We start from the raw sequence: 18,531 nt of genomic DNA, 5'->3' as shown, positions 1-18,531 counted from the left end.
GGGCCGGCCGGAGCCACGTGGGTGGCCCCGGCCGACCCCGAGGGCAATGTGCGGGTCCGGCCGGCAGCCGTCAGGAGGCGACCTCGTCGGCCATCCCGGTCCGCTCCGCGCTGGCGGCCGGCGCGCTGTTCCGGGTGGCGAGGTGCTGCCGGACCGACCACACCACCGCCGCTGCCCAGAGCGCCGTCACGACCGTGTAGCAGGCGTACCGGACGATGTCCGGGGCGTCGACCCACTCGCTGCGCAGCAGCGTCCGCCCGTTGGTGAGGATGATCATGCCGCCGACCGCGGAGCCGAGCACCCGGGGCGGGACCTTCCGGACCAGCCAGGCCGCGATCGGCGCGGCGGCCATCCCGCCGAGCAGTAGGGCGAGCACCCAGCCGTAGTCGATGTTCTCCGAGCCGAGCCCAACCAGGAAGCCGAGGCTGGCGGCCACCGCCACCAGGAACTCGCTGGTGTCGATCGACCCGATCACCCGGCGCGGCTCCATCCGGCCGCTGGCGAGGATGGCGGGGGTGCCGACCGGGCCCCAGCCGCCACCACCGGTGGCGTCGACGAAGCCGGCGACCAGACCCAGTGGGCCGAGGAACCGCTTGCGCAGTGGCAGCCCCACCCGTCCGGTCGGCAGACCGGCGACGGTGAAGCGGATCAGCAGGTAGCAGCCGAGGGTGAGCAGGATCAGCGACATGATCGGGGCGGCCGCCGCCGTGGAGATCCCGGAGAGGAAGGTCGCGCCGAGGAAGGCCCCGAGGGCTCCCGGCACGCCGACCCGGAACACCACCCGCCAGTCCACGTTGCCGAACCGCCAGTGGGCGGCACCAGAGACCAGTGTCGTGCCGATTTCGGCCAGGTGAACGGTTGCCGACGCGCTGGCGGCGCTGGTGTTGATGGCGAGCAGCAATGTGGTGGATGTCACTCCGTATGCCATCCCGAGGCTGCCGTCGACAAGTTGGGCACCGAAGCCCACCAGGGCGAGCAGGATGAGTTTACGCACTTTTAACCGCCGATCATAAAGAGGTAAACAGGGTTAACAGACCCGATACGCGGGTGCACGCCAATCCGTTTGGCGTGGGCCGGCCGGGTGTTTGTGCTGGTGGTGGGGGGTGTCGGCGACGAACCTCGGCGGGTGCCGGGGGTGGCCGAAGGGGCGATCGCTGCCCGAGACGGACAAAAACGATCGTTAATGGGTGAAGTGACTCTTGTTGATCTGTGACGGGAGCCACGTACCACCAGATGGAAGGGGTGTGGGGGAGGGGGGCTCCGGCGACCCGGGCGCTCCTGTGGGTCGTTGATCGACCTTTAATCGCAGGTGGGCGGTCATGTCGGGTCGGTGGTCGTGGGCATCGGTTCGTCCGGGTGGCTCACCTCGCTCTCGCGTAAGTCAGAGCAATTCGATAGGGAATGGCGGATGCGAGACGGAAAGGGATCGTCGCCGGTCGCCGGTCGCCCTGACAAGAGCCCGTCCGAATATTGAGATGGGTGGATTCCTGTCGTGATTCAGGTCATTGCGGGGCTCGGGCGGCTAATTGTTTCGTGAGTAATTAACAACCTTCTCGCCGCCCGTTCCGGGGGCACCTCGAGCGATCCTCGACCGATCCTCGTTGGTTCTTCCTGGCAGCGGTTCAGACATATCCCGCCTGCCGAGTAGGAATTCCGAGCGTTCCTCACGTTCGTGTCGGTGTTAATCATTCGGCAACAAGCGGCTACTAGCTTGTTACGGAGCGCAACATCGAATCATGCAAATTCGGTTCTGGTCACTCTCGGTTTGACCGATCCAGCCCGTCGCCACCGCGAGACCCTCGCGAACGAAGTGGGAGCCCGATGAGTACTGCAACGTACAAGCGCGACCTCGTCATGGTCGTCAACCCCGGCGGTGCCCTGGAGCCCGCCCCGCGGATGGCCGCTGCCGCCCGGGTCGGTGGTGGCTTGGGAGTGTTGGACCTCGGGGGCGGCGACGACTGGGTGCTGCGCGCGCTGGCCCAGGCCGTCACGTGGTCGCCCGGGCCTCTCGGGATACGGGTGCCGGCCGGGTGCCAGGCCACACTGGACGAGGTGGAGCGGGTCGCGCCCGGTGGGGTCGACCTGGTCGTCCTGACCCCGGACTCGCCCTGGTCGCTGGCCGAGACCACCCCGCGCTACCGGGTGCTGGTCGAGGTGACCAGCCGGGACGAGGCCCGCGCCGCCGCCGCTGCCGGCGCGCACGGCCTGATCGCCCGGGGATGGAGGCCGGCGGGCGGGGCAGCGACCTCAGCTCGTTCGTCCTGCTCCAGCAACTCGTCGCCGACGAGACCCTCGACCTGCCGGTCTGGGTCGCCGGTGGGGTCGGTCCCCGCACGGCGGGCGCCTGCCTGGTCGGCGGCGCGGCCGGCGTCGTGCTGGACAGCCAGCTCGCGCTCATGCCCGAATCCGAACTGCCCACCGACGTGCAGGCCGCGATCCGACGGATGGACGGCTCCGAGACCGTACTGGTCGACGGTGTCCGGGGAATCCGGCGTGGCGGCCCGCACGACGAGGCCTCCGAGCTGCTGCCGATCGGCCAGGACGGCTGGCTCGCCGCCGTCTTCGCCGAACGCTGGCCGGACACCGCCGCCGCCGTCCGGGGCATCCGGGACGCGCTGCTCGACGCCGCCAACGACCCCGCCGCCGGTGAGGTGCTGGCACCGGGCTCGCCGCTGGCCGTGGACCTCCAGATCCGGGTGCCCGTCGCCCAGGGGCCGATGACCCGGGTCAGCGACGAGCCCGGCTTCGCCGCCGCCGTCGCCGAGGACGGTGGCCTGCCCTTCGTCGCGCTCGCCCTCAACGGCGCAGGACCGACCCGCCGCATCCTCACCGAGACCGCCGCCCGCCTCGGCGACCGGCCCTGGGGTGTCGGCGTGCTCGGCTTCGCCCCCGAGGAGATCCGAGAGGCGCAACTGGAGGTCATCCGGGAGCTGCGCCCGGCCTGCGCGATCATCGCCGGTGGTCGGCCACCCCAGGCCAAGGCGCTGGAGCAGCAGGGCATCACCACGTTCCTGCACGTCCCGTCGCCGGGACTGCTGCGGCAGTTCCTGCGCTCCGGGGCCCGCCGGTTCATCTTCGAGGGCGCCGAGTGCGGCGGCCACACCGGACCCCGGGCCAGCTTCCCGCTCTGGGAGGCCCAGCTCATGGTGCTCGAGGAGTACCTCGACGCCGAACCGGACGCGGCCACCGCGATCCAGGTGTTCTTCGCCGGCGGCATCCACGACGCCCGCTCGGCCGCGATGGTCGCCACCATGGCCGCGCCGCTGGCCCACCGGGGCGCGCGGATCGGCGTACTGATGGGCACCGCGTACCTCTTCACCGCCGAGGCGGTGGAGCACAACGCGGTCCAGCCGCTCTTCCAGCGCGAGGCGATCGCCGCCGAGCGGACCGCGCTGCTGGAGACCGCCCCCGGACACGTCACCCGCTGCCTGCCCACCCCGTTCGTCGACGACTTCTACCGGCGCCGCGACGAGCTGCGCGATTCCGGCATGGAGAGCCGCGACGCGTGGCAGGAGCTCGAGAAGCTCAACATCGGGCGGGCGCGGATCGCCAGCAAGGGCATCGTGCGCGAGGGCGACACGCTGCGCTCGGTCGGCGAGGACGAGCAGGCCGCCGAGGGCATGTTCATGGCCGGGCAGATCGTCGTGCTGCGCGACGACGCGACCACCATCGCCGGGCTGCACGACGCGGTCAGCGCCGGGGCGCGCGCGTACCACGGGGACAGCCTCGACGCGATCCGGGAACGGCTGGCGCCGCCCGCCGAGATCGAGGACGCGCCCGCGCCGCTGGACATCGCCATCGTCGGGATGGCCTGCATCCTGCCCGGCTCACCGGACCTGGCCAGCTTCTGGCGTACGGTGCTCAGCGGCGCGGACGCCGTCGGTGAGGTGCCCCCGCAGCGATGGGACACCGACCTCTACTACGCCCCGGAGGTCGGCCCCGGGCAGACCGGCCGGATCAGCGTCTCCAAGTGGGGCGGCTTCATCGAGCCGGTGCCCTTCGACGCGATCGGCTACGGCATCCCCCAGCCGCCCTGGCCAGCATCGACCCGACCCAGTTGCTCGCCCTGGAGATCTCCCACCGGGCACTGGTCGACGCCGGCTACGCCTACGACGCCCCGGGGGTCGACCACGGCCGCACGGGTGTGGTGTTCGGCGCGGAGGCCGGCAGCGACATGGGGCACGCGCAGACCCTGCGCACCATGCTTCCGGCGTACCTCGGCGAAGTGCCCGACGAGATGCAGGAGTTGCTCCCCAGGGTCACCGAGGACAGCTTCCCCGGCGTGCTGGCGAACGTGATCGCCGGCCGGGTGGCGAACCGGCTCGACCTAGGCGGCCCGAACTACACCATCGACGCGGCCTGCGCCTCGTCGCTGGCCGCCATGGACGCCGCCTGCAAGGAACTGGCCAGCGGCGACAGCGACATGATGATCTGCGGCGGCGCGGACCTGCACAACGGCGTCAACGACTACCTGATGTTCACCTCCGCGCACGCGCTCTCGCCGACCGGCCGGTCCCGCCCGTTCGACAGCACCGGCGACGGCATCGCCCTCGGCGAGGGGGTGACCTGCATCGTGTTGAAGCGGCTCGCCGACGCCGAGCGGGACGGTGACCGGATCTACGCGGTGGTCAAGGGCCTCGGTGGCTCCAGTGACGGACGCGCGCTCGGCCTCACCGCGCCCCGGACGGACGGGCAGCGCCGGGCGCTGGACCGGGCGTACCGCCGCAGCGGCATCTCGCCGCGCGAGGTCGGCCTGGTCGAGGCGCACGGCACCGGCACGGTGGTCGGCGACCGGACCGAGCTGGAGACGCTCACCCGGATGTTCGTCGAGGCCGGCGCGGAGCCCGGGAACTGCGCGCTCGGCTCGGTGAAGTCGCAGATCGGGCACACCAAGTGCGCCGCCGGCCTGGCCGGCGTGATCAAGGTGGCGTTGTCCCTCTACAACGGCATCCGCCCGCCGACCATCCACCTGGAACGGCCCAACCCGGCCTGGCATCCCGAGCAGAGCCCGTTCGCCTTCTACACCGAGGCCCGCCCCTGGCCGGTCCCGGCCCAGGAGCGGATCGCCGGGGTCAGCGCCTTCGGGTTCGGCGGAACCAACTTCCACACCGTGCTCGCCGCGTACGGCGACGCGCCGGAGCCCCGGCACGCCCGTCGTACCTGGCCGGCCGAGCTGTTCTGCTTCCCCGGGGTGGACCGGGCCGCCGCCCATCAGGCGATCCTCCAGCTCGCCGACCGGCTGGCCGCCGACGGAGACCGGAACCGGCCGGGCCGGCTGGCCGAGCTGGCCGCCCAGGTCGCCGGGGAGGCCGCCGGACGACGCGGCCCGACCCGGGTCGCGGTCGTCGCCCGGGACGTGGCGGAACTGGAGGCCCTGCTGCGGCGGGCCCTCGCCGGTGAGCACGACCCCGCCCAGGGGCTGGTGCAGCCGGCCGGGGACGCCGACCCGGGCCAGGTTGCCTTCCTCTTCCCCGGCCAGGGCAGCCAGCGCCCCGGCGCGCTCGCCGAACTCTTCGTCACCTTCCCCGAGCTGCGGCACTACCTGGAGCTGGACCGCGACGCGGCGGAGCTGCTCTTCCCGCCGACCGCCTTCGACCAGGCCCACCGCAGACTGCAGGAGGAGCGGGTCCGGGACACCCGGGTCGCCCAGCCGGTGCTCGGTATCGGCGGCCTCGCCGTCGACCACCTGCTGCGCCGCCTCGGCGTCCGCCCCGACATGACCGGCGGACACAGCTACGGCGAACTCGTCGGGCTCTGCGTCGCCGGCGCGTTCGACGCCCGGACGCTGCTCGACCTCAGCCGGGAGCGGGCTGCGGCGATCCTCGGCGCGACCCCCGGTGACGACCCGGGCACCATGGCCGCGGTCAGCGCGACGCCCGAGCAGGTGGCCCAGGTGCTGGCCAGTGCCGGGCTGACCAGCGAGGTGGTGCTCGCCAACCGGAACGCGCCGAAGCAGATCGTCGTCTCCGGCCCGACCGCCAAGGTCGAGGCGGCGGTGGTGGCGCTCAAGGAGGCCCGGATCTCGGCGAAGATCATTTCGGTGGCCTGCGCCTTCCACAGCCCGCTGGTCGCCGGCGCGGTGGAGCGCTTCGCCGAGGTGCTCGCCACCCGACGGATCAGCGAGCCGCGCATCCCGGTCTGGTCCAACCTGACCGCCGCCCCCTACGTCGACAACCTCGACCAGCTCCGCCAGCAGCTCGCCGAGCAGATCGGGGAACCGGTCCGCTTCGTCGAGCAGATCGAGGCCATGTACGCCGCCGGTGCCCGCACCTTCGTCGAGGTCGGCCCCGGCCAGGTGCTCAGCAGGTTGGTGAAGGCGGTGCTCGGCGACCGGCCGTACCGGGCCATCGCCACCGAGCGCGGCCCCGCCGACGGACTGCGCGGATTCCTCGTCTCGGTCGGCGAGATCGCCTGCGCCGGCGTGCCGGTGCGCACCGACTGGCTGTTCCACGGACGGGTCGACGGCCGGCCCCGGCCCGCCGCGCCGAACCGCCGACCGGTCTGGACGGTCGACGGACAACTCGTCCGCGACCAGAACGGCGACTGCCTCCCCGGCGGCATGACGCCTCCCCGACGCATCAAGGAGTTGCCGATGAGCCCCTCGAACGGTGTCCCCGCACCCGCACCCGCACCCGCCACCGCCCCCGCGGCCGCGCCCGTCCAGCATGTCGTCCAGGACATCCGGGGCGAGCTGCTGCACGAGTTCCTGCGGACCACCCGGGACATGATCGCCTCGCAGCGGGACATCATGCTCGCCTTCCTCGGGGACGGCGGCAGCGGCGGCCGCCTGGTCTGGCAGCCGGCCGAACCGCAGCACCGGACCGACGGGTACCCGAACGGCTCGGCGTACGCCCCGGCCGAGGTCGCGCCCGCGCAGTTCGTTCCGGCGCAGTACGTCCCGGTAGCCGAGCCGGCCCCAGTCCCGGCGATGGCGGTCTCCACCAACGGCGGTTCCGCCGTGGCCACCGCCTACGCTCCCGCGCCGGCCGTCGCCCCGCCCGCGCCCGCCCCGGTCGCCCCGGCCGGTCCGTCGCTGGCGGACTTCCAGAACGCGATCCTCGCGGTGATCAGCGAGCGGACGGGTTATCCGGTGGATCTGATCGAGTTGGATCTGGATCTGGAGGCGGATCTGTCGATCGACTCGATCAAGCGGGCTGAGGTGGCCGGTGAGGTCGCACAGCGGCTGAGTCTCGCGGTGGAGGGTGACGAGTCGGAGCTGGAGGACCTGGTCAAGGCGCGCACCGTCCGCGCCATGGTGACCTGGCTCGACCAGCGGATGGGCAGCACCGCCGTGTCGGTCGCCGTCGCCGTGGCACCCGTCGCGGCTCCGGCTGCTCCGGCGGGTGGTGCGTCGTTGGCGGACTTCCAGGCCGCGATTCTGGCGGTGATCAGTGAGCGGACGGGTTATCCGGTGGATCTGATCGAGTTGGATCTGGATCTGGAGGCGGATCTGTCGATCGACTCGATCAAGCGGGCTGAGGTGGCCGGTGAGGTCGCGTCTCGGCTGGATCTGGCGGTGGAGGGTGACGAGTCGGAGCTGGAGGACCTGGTCAAGGCGCGCACCGTCCGCGCCATGGTGACCTGGCTCGAGGCGAAGATGTCGGCCACCGTCACGGTGTCCGCGCCGGCCGCCGCCGTGGCGCCGGTCGCCGCCGCGCCCGCCGCCGCGACGATGGCTGCTCCGGCGGGTGGTGCGTCGTTGGCGGACTTCCAGGCCGCGATTCTGGCGGTGATCAGTGAGCGGACGGGTTATCCGGTGGATCTGATCGAGTTGGATCTGGATCTGGAGGCGGATCTGTCGATCGACTCGATCAAGCGGGCTGAGGTGGCCGGTGAGGTCGCGTCTCGGCTGGATCTGGCGGTGGAGGGTGACGAGTCGGAGCTGGAGGACCTGGTCAAGGCGCGCACGGTCCGCGCCATGGTGGCCTGGCTCGACCAGAAGATGAACGCCACGGCCGCCCCGGTCGAGGCGACGCCGGCCCCGGCCGCCGCCCCGGCAGCGGCCGAGGAACTGGCGAACCCTGGCATCCCGCCGAAGCGGCTGGTGCCCCAGGAGTCGGTCCGGCCCGCGTCCGTCGGCGACCCCGCCGAGATCCTCGCCGGCAAGCAGTTCCTGATCACCGGTGGCGGTGCGGTCGGGGCGTACCTCGCGGAGTTGCTCGGTGAGTACGGCGCGGGCGGACAGATCGGCGTCCTCGACAGCGAGCAGGCCGACCAGGGCTTCGACGGGTTCCTGCTGCTCGACGGACTCACCCGTACCGAAGGGCCCCTGCTGCCGTCGGTCTTTCCGCTGGTCCAGCGGGTGCTGGCGACCAACCCGCGCTGGCTGATCGGGGCCGGTGCCCCCGCCGCCGGTGGTACCGCCGACGGCATGCCCGGCCTGTTCCGCACCATCGCCCGGGAGTACCCGGAGCTGACCGCCCGCTACGTCGCGCTGGAGGCCGAGGCGGAGCCGGAGGTCCTGGCCCTGCAACTGCTCGACGAACTGCTGACCGTCGGGGAGGAGAAGCCCCCGGTCGTCGCTCGACGCGGCGACGAGCGGTACGTCGCCGACCTGGTCCAGGTGGACCTGGGCGCACTCGCCTCCCGGGGCGCCGGCCCGGCCGGTGAGGGTGCCTCGGAGGTTGCCGCACTCGGCCTCAGCCACGAGTCGGTGGTCGTGCTGATCGGTGGGGCCCGGGGCATCACCCCCTGGTTCGCCCGGACCCTCGCCTCGGCCGGCCGGTGCCGGATCGAGCTGGTCGGCCGTACGCCGCGACCGGCGGGTCCGGAGGACCCGGAGCTGGCCGCCGCCCGGGACAAGACCGCGCTGCGCGCCGCGCTGGTGAAGCAGGGGCTGCGCGCCCCGGCCGAGATCGAGCGTCGGGCGCAGGCCATCATGGCCGGCCGCGAGGTCGAGGCGACCATCGCGGAGCTGACCGAACTCGGCGGTGAGGTGCGCTACCACACCCTCGACGTGCGGGACGCGGACGCGACGAAGGTGCTGCTCGCCCAGATCCACCAGCACCACGGCCGGCTCGACGGCCTGGTCTACGCGGCCGGCATCATCGAGGACAAGCTCATCGCCGAGAAGGACCCGGCATCCTTCACCCGGGTCTTCGACGTCAAGGTCAACGGGGCCCGCGCGGTGCTCGCCGGCCTCGACGAGCTGCCCGACCAGCCGAAGTTCGTGGTCTTCTTCGGCAGCATCGCCGCCGCCTACGGCAACCGGGGCCAGGCCGACTACGCCGCCGCCAACGACGCCCTGGACAGCATGGGCACCCGCTGGAACACCCAGACCGGGATCCGCTGCGTGACCGTCCACTGGGGCCCCTGGGCGCCGGGTGCCGGCCACGGCGGCATGGTCACCGCCGAGCTGAGCCGGGAGTACGCCCGTCGCGGCATCGGCCTGATCGACCCGGAGGAGGGCGCGCTCAGCCTGCTCCGCGAGCTGGCCTGGGCCGAGCCGGGTGACACCTCCGTCGTCTACACCGCGTCGGGGTGGTGACCGCCGTGACCAAGCCCGATCAGCAGATCGCGATCGTCGGTATGGCCGCGCTCATGCCCGGGGCCGGTGACCTGGACAGCTACTGGCGCAACCTGGTCAGCGGCGTGGACGCCATCACCGACGTCCCGGAGCACCGCTGGGACGAGGAGTTCTACGACCCCGAGCAGGCCCACCGGGCGGACCGGATGTACTGCCGGCGGGGTGGCTTCGTCGACGAGTACGCCACCTTCGAGCCGTTGAAGTTCGGCGTGATGCCCGCGTCGGTGCACGAGATCGAGCCCGACCAGCTCATCACCCTCGAGGTGGCCGCGAAGGCCATCGACGACGCGGGCGGCCCGGACAAGCTCCCGTCGGGGGAGCGGGTCGGGGTGATTCTGGGCCGGGGCGGCATCCTCAGCCCCGCCCAGGCCCGGTACGCGCAGCGGGTCCGGATGTCCAGCCAGGTCATCAGCATCCTCCGGGAGCTGATCCCGGACGTCGACCCGGCCCGGCTGGAGATGCTCCGCAAGAAGTTCGACGAGCGGCTCGGCCCGTACCAGCCGGAGGGGACGATCGGCCTGGTCCCGAACCTGGCCGCGTCCCGGGTGGCGAACCGGCTCAACCTGCGCGGCCCGGCGTACACCATCGACGCGGCCTGCGCCTCGTCGCTGATCGCGGTCGACCAGGGCATCACCGAGTTGCAGAACGGCCGGTTGGACGCGGTGCTGGCCGGCGGCGTGCACCACGTGCACGACATCAGCTTCTGGTCGGTGTTCAACCAGCTCCGGGCGCTGTCCCGGCAGGGTGAGATTCGGCCGTTCGACGCGAACGCCGACGGCCTGCTGATCGGCGAGGGCACCGGCATCGTGGTGCTCAAGCGGTACGCCGACGCGCTGCGCGACGGCGACCGGGTCTACGCGGTGATCCGGGGCAGCGGGGTCTCCAGCGACGGCAAGTCGGCGAGCATGTTCAACCCGGCGGTCTCCGGTCAGGTGCTGGCCATCGAGCGCGCCTGGGCGGCAGCCGGCCTCGACCCGACCGCCCCGGACGCCCTCGGCCTGCTGGAGGCGCACGGCACCGGCACCCCCACCGGCGACGCCGCCGAGCTGACCACCATCGGGCAGACCTTCGGGGCGCACCGGGGCGGGCCGAAGCCGGTGATCGGCTCGGTGAAGTCGATGATCGGCCACACCATGCCGGCGGCCGGCGCCGCCGGCCTGATCAAGGCGACGCTCGCCGTCTACCGGGGCGTGCTGCTGCCCACCCTGCACTGCGACAACCCGCGGGCCGAGATGGCCCAGACCCGGTTCGCGCCGATCACCTCCGCCCAGCCGTGGGAGACCGACGGCCCGCGCCGGGCCGGGGTGAACGCCTTCGGCTTCGGCGGGATCAACGCCCACGTGATCGTCGAGCAGGTGACCGACTCGGCCGGGGTGGCCCTGCCGACGTCCGGACTGACCGCGACGGCCGACGGCAAGGTCGTGGTGGACGAGCCGGACCAGGTGCTCTGGCTCGCCGCGCCGACCTCGGCCGCGCTCGCCGAACTCCTGGCGAAGGACGACGTGACGGTACGCCGGCTCGGCGCCGAGCGGGCCCAGGCCGCACCCGGCCCGGTCGACGGGGCCGAACGCGTCCGGCTCGGCATCGTCAACCCCAGCGACAAGCTGCTCACCGTGGCCCGCAAGACGGTGGCCCGGGGCCAGGCATGGCGGGGCGGCCGGGACATCTGGTTCACCCCGGACCCGCTGCTGGCCGGCGGCGGCAAGCTCATCTCGGTCTTCCCCGGTCTGGAGGCGGAGTTCTCGCCGCGGACCACCGACATGGCCGCCCACTTCGGGATGCCGGACCGCCCCTGGTCGATGGAGGATCTCGGGCAGCACGGCGCCGGCCTGATCGAGGTGGGCAAGATGCTGCACGATGCGCTGAGTCGGATGAACGTGACGCCCGACGCGGTCGCCGGGCACAGCATCGGCGAGTGGACCGCCGCCGCGGTCAGCGGCCAGGCCGACGGGGCCAGCATGGACGAGTTCCTCGCCATGTTCAGCGCCGAGTCGGTGGAGATCTCCGGGTACGTCTTCGCCGCCGCCGCCACGGCGGCGGACCAGGTCACGCCCCTGCTGCCCGACTTTCCCGGGGTGGTGCTCTCGCACGACAACGCCCCGCAGCAGTGCGTGGTCAACGGGCCGGAGACCGAGGTCGACCGCCTGGTGGAGGTGCTGCGCGGGCGGAACGTCTTCTGCCAGAAGCTGCCCTTCAAGTCGGCGTTCCACACCCCGATCTTCGGCGACGGGCTCCGCTCGATCGGCGACGCGCTGGGCCGGCTGCGGGTGCAGCCGAGCCAGCTTCCGATCTGGTCGGGCACCCTGGCCGCACCGTGCCCCGACGATCTCGACGAGGTCCGGCACCTGTTCATCCGGCACATGATGGAGCCGGTCTGGTTCCGGCAGACCGTCGCCAACATGTACGACGCCGGTTTCCGGGTCTTCCTCCAGGTCGGTGCCGGCCAGCTCGCCTCGCTCATCGACGACAACCTGCGCGGCAAGGACCACCTGGCGATTCCGGTCAACGTCTCGCACCGCGGCGGACTCAACCAGCTCCGCCGGGTGGCGACCGCGCTCTGGGTGGAGGGTGGCTCGCCGGACCTGCGCGTCCTGTCCACCCCGGGTGGTCGCGCTCCGGCGGCGAAGAGCACCGTGGGTACCGGCAAGCGTGGTCCGACCATCAAGCTCGACCTGGGTGGACCGCTGGTCCGGCTCGGCGAGGACGCGGCCGGTCTACTCGGCCTGCCCGCCTCGGGCAACGGCTCCCCGGCCGCCGCGGCGCCGGATGCCGCTGCCCAGCCCGCCGCACCGGCGGCGACCGGCGAAGCCGCCGGGGCGCTGGCCGCGCTCAGCCAGCTCGCCGGGCACTCCCGGGCCGCCGCCGAACTCGCCGCCCTGCTCCGGGACACCGCCCAGGGCACGGCGAACGTGCTGGCCAAGGCGGGCGGCACGGCCGCGCCCGTCCAGCCGCGTCCCACCGCTGCTCCCCGGCCGCCGGTGGTACCGCCGGCCGTCGCGCCCCGACCGGGCACCACGCCGGTCACCGCTCCCCGTGCCGGCACCACCCCGGCCGTCGCGCCCCGACCGGGTGCCGCACCGGCGGCCCCGGCCCGGACCGGCGGCCCGGCGGTCGCCGGAGCCCGTCCCGGCACGCCGGCCGTCGCGCCGCAGCGGCCGGCCGCACCGCCGGCCGTCCGTCCCGCTCCGGCCGCCAAGGAGGTCGGTCGGATCACCCTGCGGGTTTCCATCGAGACCATGCCGTACCTGCGGGACCACTGCTTCTTCGTGCAGCCGGACGACTGGCCGAACATCGAGGACCGCTGGCCGGTGGTGCCGGCGACCGCCCTGGTCCAGCACATGATGGACGCCGCCGAGCAGCTCCTGCCCGGTCAGCGGGTGATCGCGGTGCACGACGCCAAGTTCAACCGCTGGCTGATCGCCGAACCGGCCCAGGACGTCGAGATCACCGTGCGGGAGGCCGGGTCGAACCGGTACACCTGCGCGATCGGCTCGTACGCCCGGGCCACCGTCGAGATGAGCAGCGCCTACCCGGAGCCGACCGAGCAGCCCTGGACGCACGACCCGGCCACCGAGCGGCCGACCACGCTCCCCGCGGACGAGATGTACGCCGAGCGGCTGATGTTCCACGGTCCCCAGTTCCAGGGGGTCAGCGAGATCCACGCCATCGGCGACATGCACGTCCGGGGTGTCGTCACCGCCCCGGTGCCGCCCGGCGCGCTGCTGGACAACGCGCTCCAGGTCATCGGCAACTGGCTGATCACCACCCAGCCGATCCGGACCGTGGCGCTGCCGGTCGGTCTCCGGCACGTCGAGTTCTTCGGGCCGCCCCCGCCGGCCGGGCGGGCGTTCGAATGCGTCGCCCGGGTCCGTTCCATCGACGACGGGCAGCTCATCGCGGACACCCAGCTCAGCTACCAGGGCCGGGTCTGGGCGCAGATCAACGGCGCGGTGGACCGGCGCTTCGACAGCCATCCGCAGGCCCGGGTCGCCGAGCGATTCCCGGAGAAGTACCCGATGTCGCTGTTCCAGCCGGAGGGCTGGACGATGGCCTTCGACTGCTGGACCGACCTGGTCACCCGGGGCATGGCGGCCCGGGGCATCCTCGGTGGCGCCGCCAACGCCGAGTACGAACGGCACCCGGCGAAGACCCGCAAGCAGTGGATGCTCGGCCGGATCGCGGCCAAGGACGCCGTCCGGTCCCGCCTCTGGGCGGACGGGCACACCGACATCTACCCGATCGAGCTGACCGTCGGCAACGACCCGACCGGCCGACCGTTCGTCCAGGCCCGGGAGGGTCGGGGCTGGCGCGACTGCGACGTGTCGCTGGCGCACTGCCAGGAGATCGGCGTGGCTATCGCGAAGCCGCGTACCCCGGGGGAACCGGTCGGCGGACCGGGTGTCGGCATCGACGTCGCCGAGGTCGCCGACCTGCCGGCGGGCTGCGTGCTCGACCCGGCGGAGACGACGCTGCTGGCCTCGCTGGCCGGCGCGGACGCCGCACGACGCCAGCACTGGGCGACCCGCTTCCGGGCGGCCCGCGAGGCGGTCGGCAAGGCGGAGGGCGTCGGCCCGGCCGGCGGCCCGCACCCGATCGCCGTCCGGGCGGCCACCGACGAGGCGCTCACCGTCGAGACGGCCGGCCGCACCTACCGGGTCGGCCACCGGGAGGTCGCCAACCCCGACGACCTGCCGCCCCGGCGGTACGTCGTGGCCTGGACCTGGGGTCCGGAGCCCGCCACCGCCCCCGACGGCACCCGAATCTGACCCGCGCACCGATCAGCCGATCCGAAAAGGAGCAACCCCATGTCCGCGACGCAGGCCAAGGTCCTCGCCGACATCACCCAGATGATCCAGGCCGTGCTCGGTGACTTCGTCGCCGACCAGGAGATCACCATGGACACCACCTTCCGGGACGAGCTCGGCATGGAGAGCATCGACGTGGTCTCGCTCGCCGGCCGACTCCAGACCCGGTACGGGGACACCGTCAACTTCGCGCACTTCGTCGCCAAGCTGGACCTGGAGAACGTCGCCGACCTGACCGTCGGGCACCTGGTCACGCACATCGCCGACGCGCTCGACGCGAAGGCCGGCGGCACGGTCGAGGTGGCCGCCCGGTGACCATGGTCCGGGCGAACGGGATCACGCTGCACGCGCAGCGCCTGGACCCGCCCCACCCGCCACCGGCGGACCGGTCAGCGCCGATGCCGACCGCCGTGCTGATCCACGGCATGGCCTCGGACACCATGGCGAGCTGGTACTTCACCCTCGCCGAGCCGCTGGCCACCGCCGGGTTCCCGGTGGTCCTGTACGACCTGCGCGGGCACGGACGCAGCGACCGGCCGGCCACCGGGTACGCCCTCGCCGACTTCGTCGACGACCTAGCGGGACTGCTCACCGAGCTGGACGTGACCGGTCCGCTGCTGCTCTGCGGCAACTCCTTCGGCGGCACCATCGCCTTCGGGTACGCGGCGCGGCATCCGGACCGGGTCACCGGCATCGTGGCGGTCGAGTCCGCTCCACCCGTCCCGGAGTGGATGGCCCGGGTGAAGGTCCGCCTCGCCCGGGTCGCCGACCGCCTCCCCAAGGAGGGCACGGTGGCCGAGATCGGGGCCCGGCGGGGGCGGCTCGCCGCCCGCCGGGCCGACGAGACCCGGCAGATGCTGACCGACACCACGCTTGCCGAGGAACTGCCGGCCAGCCAGCTCCCGCCGGCCGGCCAGCTCGCGGCCATCGACTGCCCGGTGCTCTGCCTCTACGGCGGCCGGTCGGCGGTGGGCGAGCTGGCCCCGGTCGTCCGGCGGGTGCTGCCGCAGACCCGCACGGTCGTTCTACCCGAAGAGAAGCACACCGTCCTGATCGACCAGCCCGAGCGGGTCCGCCGGCACGTCTTCGACTGGTTGGCCGCCGAGTGCGTGCTGCCGGTCGGGGCGGGGACGCCCGCCGAGCACGGGGTCACCGTCGCCGGTGGGCTCGCCGTCGACCACACCACCACCTCATGACCACGCAACTCGCAGGAGGACTCCCGATGGACACCCCGATCACCGGCCGGTCGATCATCATCAGCAGTGGACGGTGTGGGTCGACGCTCCTCTCCGACCTGATCGCGGAGGAGCCGGACACGCTCTCCGCCCAGGAGTTCTTCATGTCGGTGGCGCCGTGGGCGCGCAGCGCCGAGGTGATCACCGGAGCCGAGTACTGGGACGTGCTGTCCAGCCCCAAGGCGGAGCTGTCCACGCTGTTCCGGATCGGGCTGCCGCCGAAGGAACTGCACTACCCGGCGACCGGTCGGTGGGGCGACCGGATGACCGAGCTGCCCCGGATCCTGGCGATCACCCTGTCGAAGGTCTCCGACGACCCGGACGCCCTCTTCGACGAGTTGGCCCGGCGGGTGCCCGACTTCCCCGAGCAGAGCGTGGCCCGGCACCACCAGGACTTCCTGGACCTGCTGGCCGTGCTGACCGGCCGGAAGCGTTGGGTGGAGCGGTCCGGCGGCTCCAGCCACGTGGCGCCGTACCTGCTCCGGGGCTTTCCCGAGGCGAAGATCGTCTACCTGACCCGGGACTGGGAGCCCACCGCCAAGTCGATGAGCCGGCACTCGTCGTTCCAGCTCATCCAGCTCCGGGTGGAGTTCCTCGGCCGTTGCGGGCTGGACCCGTTCCGGGTGCAGCCCGGCCAGGAGGTGCCGGCGGAGATGGAGCAGTTCCTGCCGGACCGGCTGACCGCCGACGCGCTCCGCGAGCGCGGCCAGGACCTGCGCCGCTACCTCGGCCTCTGCGCGTTCATGGCGGCCCAGGCCGAGCAGGCGCTGGCCGACGAGAAGCCGGCCCACCTGCTGACCATGCGGTACGAGGAACTGGTCGCCAACCCGGTTGCCGAACTGGGCCGACTCGGCCGCTTCCTCGACTTTGACCACCCCGAGACGTGGGCGGAGCAGGTGGCCGACAAGGTCGTCGACCCGTCCCGGTCCCGTCAGCCGGTCGGCTGACGGGGCACTCGCGCGAGGCGTCGCCGCCTGACCTGCGTCGAACCCCAGCCACGGTCCGGCCGTCCGGCTCGAACCGTCTTCGACAACCGGCACGAAAGCGAGACAGTGTGAAACCCATCCGGAACCACTCGCGGCGGCTCTGGGCGGCCGTCGCCGTACTGGGGCTCGGGGCCGCGCTGACAGCCCCGACAACCGCGCTCGGCGCGCCGACCGCTGGCGACGACCGGCACCACCAGCCGAAGCCGAATCCGCAGGTGATCGCGAAGGCCGCGCCGGACGAGTGCTTCGCCGGCGTCGGCCAGCCCTACCCGGCGGGCCCGCCGTGCGCCTCAGGGCAGGCCAAGGTGAACCATGGGTATCTGTGGGGGATGACCCGGGCCGGCGACGACATCTGGTTCGGCAGCGGCGCCAACGTCAACTGCCTCACCAGCGGACGGCAGTTGGGCAGCAACGAGCCGGTCCTCAACGACGACTGGGTCTGCGAGTACCAGGAGAGCCAGATCGTCAAGACCAACCCGCAGCTACCGGGCTATCTGGGTGACCACCGGACGCCTCGCCTCTACACCTACGACACCGAGGCGAAGCGGCTCACCGAGAAGACCGACCTGGTGATCGGTTCCGCGAAGGAACACTCGGACCGGCTGCGGAGCACGACCGGCATCCGGGCGGCCGGCAACTTCGGCGGGGTGGCCCTGCTCGGTGGGCCGGCCATCGGCAAGTCCATCAACCTGTTCGCCTTCGACACCGACACCGGGGCCTTCCTGGGTTCGCGGAACTTCCCCGAGTTCGGCAACATCCGCCACTTCACCGTCGCCGAGGGTGCCCTGTACGGGGGCGTCGGCGTCGGCGCCAACGGTTCGCTGCGCGGTCACGTGCTGCGCTGGATCGGCAGCAAGGCCGACCCGTTCAACTTCCAGATCGTCGCCAACCTGCCGGCGCAGGCCGCCGACATCGCCGTCCACGACGGGCGGGTCGTGGTCAGCACCTGGCCCGGCTCGGACGCCGACCTGGCCACCGCCGCCGACGAGCCGGCTCCGCCGAACAAGCTCGCCTCGATCTGGATGAGCCCCGTCCTCGCCCACGGCGCGCCCGGCCTCAACCCCGAGGACGTGGACGCCTGGCAGCAGATCTGGGACGTCTCCACCTACGAGCCGGACGCCGTGGTGGCCGCCGGCTACGGCCTGGGCGGCATGGTCTCCTACGGCGGGTACCTCTACTGGGGCACCATGCACGTGCCGCTGAAGGCGACGAGGCAGCACCTGCTGGCCTACCCGCCGGCCAGCGACGAGGCGCGGCAGGCGACGATCCAGAACACCCAGCGGTCGATCAGCATCTACCGGGGCAAGAAGCTGGGCGAGCGGAAGCAGAAGATCGAGCTGCTCTACGGGGCGACCGAACTGCCCGCGTACGACCCGGCGGCGAACGGTGGTGCGGGTGCCTGGGCGAAGGTCTCGACCGGGCAGACCCCGCTCTACGGCTCGTCCGGCTTCGGTAACCCGTACCTGAACTACACCTGGAAGATGGCGGTGGCCGGCGGCCGGCTCTACGTCGGCACGATGGACTGGAGCTACCTGGCCAAGGAACTCAGCCAGGAGGCCGCCGCGATGGCTGGCCTGCCGGTCGAGGCGGCCGCCCGGGCGCTCAGCGCACCGTCCCTGGCCGCGACGACGGCCGACGACGACCCTGCCCTGCCGGAGCCGGTCTACGGCGGTGACCTGATGGTCTTCGAGTCCACCAGGGAGCCGGCCAAGCTGGTCAGCGACTCCGGTGTCGGCAACTACCTGAACTACGGCATCCGCAACATGGTCACCGACGGGGCCACGCTCTACCTGGGCACGGCCAACCCGATGAACCTGCGGGCCGACCCGACGGACGACGTGCCCGAGGGCGGCTGGGAGCTGATCCGGTACGACACCCGAGGCCACCACTGACGCGTTGGCACGCCTCACCGGGTCCCGGCGGTGCTGCGCCCGCAGACTTCACCGCCGGGGCCCGACCCCACCCGGATTTCCTTGCCC

At 72.5% G+C, this 18,531-nt stretch carries 7 protein-coding genes and 1 pseudogene; 7 read left to right on the top strand and 1 reads right to left on the bottom strand.

Translation table 11 applies throughout. The annotated features are described in order from the left end of the window. Positions 1 to 70: 70 nt before the first annotated feature. Positions 71 to 994: a sulfite exporter TauE/SafE family protein gene (locus tag GA0074692_RS21650; protein ID WP_091646990.1), complete on the bottom strand. Its 924-nt coding sequence runs from the start codon at positions 992 to 994 to the stop codon at positions 71 to 73. A 1,225-nt stretch (positions 995 to 2,219) separates the two neighbouring features. On the opposite strand from GA0074692_RS21650, the pseudogene GA0074692_RS36125 reads away from it, so the two are divergent. From GA0074692_RS36125 to GA0074692_RS21615, 7 genes and pseudogenes are all read left to right on the top strand, one after another. Then, positions 2,220 to 3,947 (top strand): annotated as a pseudogene (locus tag GA0074692_RS36125) (nitronate monooxygenase); the annotation flags it as partial. Positions 3,948 to 4,057: 110 nt separating this feature from the next. Further along, on the top strand, positions 4,058 to 9,487 hold the full coding sequence (locus GA0074692_RS35410; protein ID WP_218106698.1) for a type I polyketide synthase: 5,430 nt from the start codon (positions 4,058 to 4,060) through the stop codon (positions 9,485 to 9,487). A 5-nt stretch (positions 9,488 to 9,492) separates the two neighbouring features. After that, positions 9,493 to 14,292: a type I polyketide synthase gene (locus tag GA0074692_RS21635; RefSeq protein WP_218106697.1), complete on the top strand. Its 4,800-nt coding sequence runs from the start codon at positions 9,493 to 9,495 to the stop codon at positions 14,290 to 14,292. Between the two features lie 39 nt (positions 14,293 to 14,331). Beyond that, a complete protein-coding gene (locus GA0074692_RS21630; protein WP_091456623.1) occupies positions 14,332 to 14,646 on the top strand; it encodes an acyl carrier protein in 315 nt (104 codons plus the stop codon). Positions 14,647 to 14,648: 2 nt separating this feature from the next. Then, positions 14,649 to 15,527, top strand: a complete 879-nt coding sequence (locus tag GA0074692_RS21625; RefSeq protein WP_245730723.1) for an alpha/beta fold hydrolase — start codon at positions 14,649 to 14,651, stop codon at positions 15,525 to 15,527. Positions 15,528 to 15,553: 26 nt separating this feature from the next. Beyond that, positions 15,554 to 16,513 (top strand): sulfotransferase, encoded by a 960-nt coding sequence (locus tag GA0074692_RS21620; RefSeq protein WP_091646988.1) that lies wholly within the window; start codon positions 15,554 to 15,556, stop codon positions 16,511 to 16,513. A 107-nt stretch (positions 16,514 to 16,620) separates the two neighbouring features. Continuing rightward, the gene (locus GA0074692_RS21615) at positions 16,621 to 18,444 is read left to right on the top strand and encodes a hypothetical protein (RefSeq protein WP_141725365.1); all 1,824 of its coding nucleotides are present in this window, start codon (positions 16,621 to 16,623) and stop codon (positions 18,442 to 18,444) included. Positions 18,445 to 18,531 lie beyond the last annotated feature (87 nt).

This window comes from Micromonospora pallida (assembly GCF_900090325.1).
In the GTDB taxonomy this organism is placed as follows: domain Bacteria; phylum Actinomycetota; class Actinomycetes; order Mycobacteriales; family Micromonosporaceae; genus Micromonospora; species Micromonospora pallida.
The sequence above is the reverse complement of the archived record's forward strand: the minus strand, read 5'-3'. Positions and strand labels throughout refer to the sequence as shown.